We start from the raw sequence: 3,303 nt of genomic DNA on the forward strand, positions 1-3,303 counted from the left end.
TCATGGGCTTAGTGCGCCCAAAAATAGGAAAATAAGCAAAAAGTAAGCTTCGAAAGCGAAGCTTACTGGAATTAATGCTTACAAATAGGGCTTACTTAACAACTACTTGAAGTTTTTAGAGGTGCCCTACTATATATAAAAACAAGGAGGGAGTTATGAAAATACGGATTGAGCTAGATGACGGCTTGGATGATGTGGAAGTTGTCATCAAGACAGCCAGTTTGACAGATCAGGTTGGTCAGTTGCAACGGTTGTTGACCCAACTAAACCAGCCCTCCTTGGTTTTTTACAAGGATGCAAGTGAGTATTTCGTCAAGTTAGAGGAGATTTTATTCTTTGAGACAGATGGTGCAAAAATTTTTGCTCATTCAAAGACGGATGCTTACGAAGTCAAATTAAAGTTGTATGAATTGGAAGAGGTTCTGCCGATTAGTTTTTGTAGAATTTCCAAGTCCAGTATCGCCAACGTTCGCTCGGTGTATTCGCTAGATAGGTCTTTTTCAGGAACCAGTCGGATTCGCTTTGCGGACACACATAAGGAGGCTCATGTTTCGCGTCACTATTATCAGTTATTAAAAGAAAGATTACAGGAGTTGAGGTGATCCTATGAAAAAGTATGTATTAGGAATCGGATTGTTGGTCTTATCGGGCTTAGTCTTGTTTCAAAATTATTTGCCACAGATTGGACTGTCTATATGGAAAATGATGCTTATTCTTGTATTGACAGTGGGTTTGGTGAGTGCCCTGCGCAAGAAAAGATTGTATAGTAGCTTCTTTTGTGGAACCTGGATCTTCATTTTGCTGAACCAGCAGTACCATTTTTTAGCAGTGGATACGAAAATGATGATTATCGGTGCTGTTTTGGCATGTCTTGGTTGCAGCATTCTTTTCAAGTCCAAGCAGGGGGAGTTTCACTTTTTTACTCATTTGGACTCCAAATCAATTGGAAAAAGTAGGGTGCTAGAAGATGAGAATGATATCGTTTTTGGTAGTTCGACCCGCTATATTCACGATACAAATTTTGTGCATAGCAATGTTGATGTGGCATTTGGGAGCGCAACGATTTATTTTGATCATGCAGTCATGGCTGGTGAAGAAGCGACCTTTGAAGTATCAGCAGCCTTCTCAACGGTGCGGCTCTATGTACCATCTACTTGGTTGGTGGAAATCAAGGGGGATAAAGCCTTTAGTACCATTCAGCAAGAAGCCCAGCCCACAGTGTTTGAAAAACGGCTCTTGGTACATGCCGATTTAGCCTTTTCCACCCTTGTTATTGTCAGCTCTTAAAAATCAGCCCTTGCGGCTGATTTTTTAGCTCAAAGCAGGGGATGTGTGCTATAATAGGAATATTGAATGTTGACAAGGAGAGCATTGGAAATGACAAAAACCATTCGCGTGCGTTATGCACCAAGTCCAACGGGATTTCTCCATATTGGAAATACTCGTACGGCCTTATTTAACTATCTTTTTGCCCGTCATCATGGCGGAGCTTTTATCATTCGGATTGAAGATACCGACCGTAAACGACATATTGAAGACGGGGAGCGTTCGCAACTTGAGAACCTGCGCTGGTTAGGAATTGATTGGGATGAAAGTCCAGAGACACATGCGCAATACCGTCAGTCGGAACGACTTGAAATATATCAAAAATATGTCGACGAATTGTTAGAAAAAGGGTTGGCCTATAAGTCATACGTGACTGAGGAAGAATTGGCAGCAGAGCGTGAGCGCCAAGAGGCTGCGGGTGAGACACCGCGCTATATCAATGAGTACCTTGGCATGTCAGATGAAGAAAAGGCAACCTATGTCGCAGAGCGTGAGGCAGCAGGTATTGTACCGACTGTTCGTCTGGCAGTTAATGAAGCTGGTATCTACAAGTGGACAGACATGGTGAAGGGCGAGATTGAGTTTGAAGGTGGTAATATCGGTGGCGACTGGGTTATCCAGAAAAAAGATGGCTATCCGACCTACAATTTTGCTGTGGTTATCGATGACCATTTGATGGAGATCTCCCATGTTATCCGTGGGGATGACCACATTGCGAATACTCCGAAACAGCTTATGGTCTACGAAGCACTCGGTTGGGAAGCACCCGAGTTTGGACACATGACCTTGATTATCAATGCTGGGACGGGTAAGAAGCTGTCCAAACGTGATCCCAATACGATGTCAATTGAGGCTTATCGGAAAAAAGGGTATTTGCCAGAGGCTATTTTTAATTTTGTTACCCTTCTTGGTTGGACACCTGGGGGTGAGGAGGAAATTTTCTCTAAGGAAGAAATTATTCGCTTATTTGATGAAAGCCGTTTGAGTAAATCCCCAGCTTCTTTTGATTCTAAGAAGTTAGATTGGATGAGCAATGAGTACATCAAGAATGCGGACTTTGCCACAATTTTTGAAATGGCAAAACCTTTCCTAGAAGAGGCAGGGCGTTTGACAGATAAGGCTGAAAAATTGGTGGAACTTTACAAACCACAAATGAAATCAGTTGATGAAATCGTACCGCTGACAGATTTGTTCTTTGATGATTTTCCAGTATTGACCGAAGCTGAAAAAGAAGTGATGGCAGGAGAAACGGTAGCAACTGTTTTGGCGGCTTTCAAGGAAAAATTAGAAGCCATGTCTGATGAAGATTTCAAATCTGAAAATATCTTTCCGCAAATCAAGGCGGTTCAGAAAGAAACGGGGATCAAGGGGAAAAATCTCTTCATGCCAATCCGTATCGCCGTTTCAGGTGAAATGCACGGACCAGAATTACCAGATACCATCTACCTACTCGGACGTGAAAAATCCATCCAACACTTGGATGAGATGTTAAACAAGATACAAGGGCGTTAAACAACTCCTAGACAAAATAGGCGGCCGAACAGAAGCTTTAGCTTCGTTGTGAGACCCCCACAAAGGCAACTAGATTGGCGTGTTAGCGGCAATCAGATGCCTACTGTGATGTTCTCTGATGGCTCAACTTTTTGATTACGCTTTGTCACTGAGTTGTAGCCCGAGTTCAGTTAACTAAGATACGAGAGCGTTAAAAGCACACAGTGAAAACATACTAAGCTTAGTAGAGAAGAATTCTCCGACGGGAGATAACTTCTCTACTTTTTCTTTATGATAAAGTAGAAGTGTCTTGTTATGTCGTATTTCCTTTTGACGCTTGACGTCGTAGTGAAAACAGACAAGACACTTGTTTTAGGCAGAATTTTATCAAAGTATGTGGGACGCCCGACGTCGTGTATTGAAAATGAAATCACTAAAACAAATCATCATTCAAGACAAAGAGGTAATCATCATGCGAGTAGTATT

At 42.2% G+C, this 3,303-nt stretch carries 3 protein-coding genes; all 3 read left to right on the top strand.

From position 1 onward, the window contains the following. The first annotated feature begins 155 nt into the window (after positions 1–155). The 3 genes from BU200_RS10215 to gltX all read left to right on the top strand — a co-directional run bounded on the left by BU200_RS10215 (position 156) and on the right by gltX (position 2,838). Positions 156–602 carry a LytTR family DNA-binding domain-containing protein gene (locus BU200_RS10215; RefSeq protein ID WP_075100023.1) on the top strand — a complete coding sequence of 149 codons (447 nt, stop codon included), beginning with the start codon at positions 156–158 and terminating at the stop codon, positions 600–602. A gap of 4 nt (positions 603–606) precedes the next feature. Then, a complete protein-coding gene (locus BU200_RS10220; protein WP_075100024.1) occupies positions 607–1,287 on the top strand; it encodes a hypothetical protein in 681 nt (226 codons plus the stop codon). 90 nt (positions 1,288–1,377) lie between these two features. Further along, entirely contained in the window at positions 1,378–2,838 is a 1,461-nt protein-coding gene (gene gltX / locus BU200_RS10225) for a glutamate--tRNA ligase (protein ID WP_075100025.1), read from the top strand. Positions 2,839–3,303 lie beyond the last annotated feature (465 nt).

The sequence above is a fragment of the Streptococcus acidominimus genome, from assembly GCF_001921825.1.
GTDB classification, from domain to species: domain Bacteria; phylum Bacillota; class Bacilli; order Lactobacillales; family Streptococcaceae; genus Streptococcus; species Streptococcus acidominimus.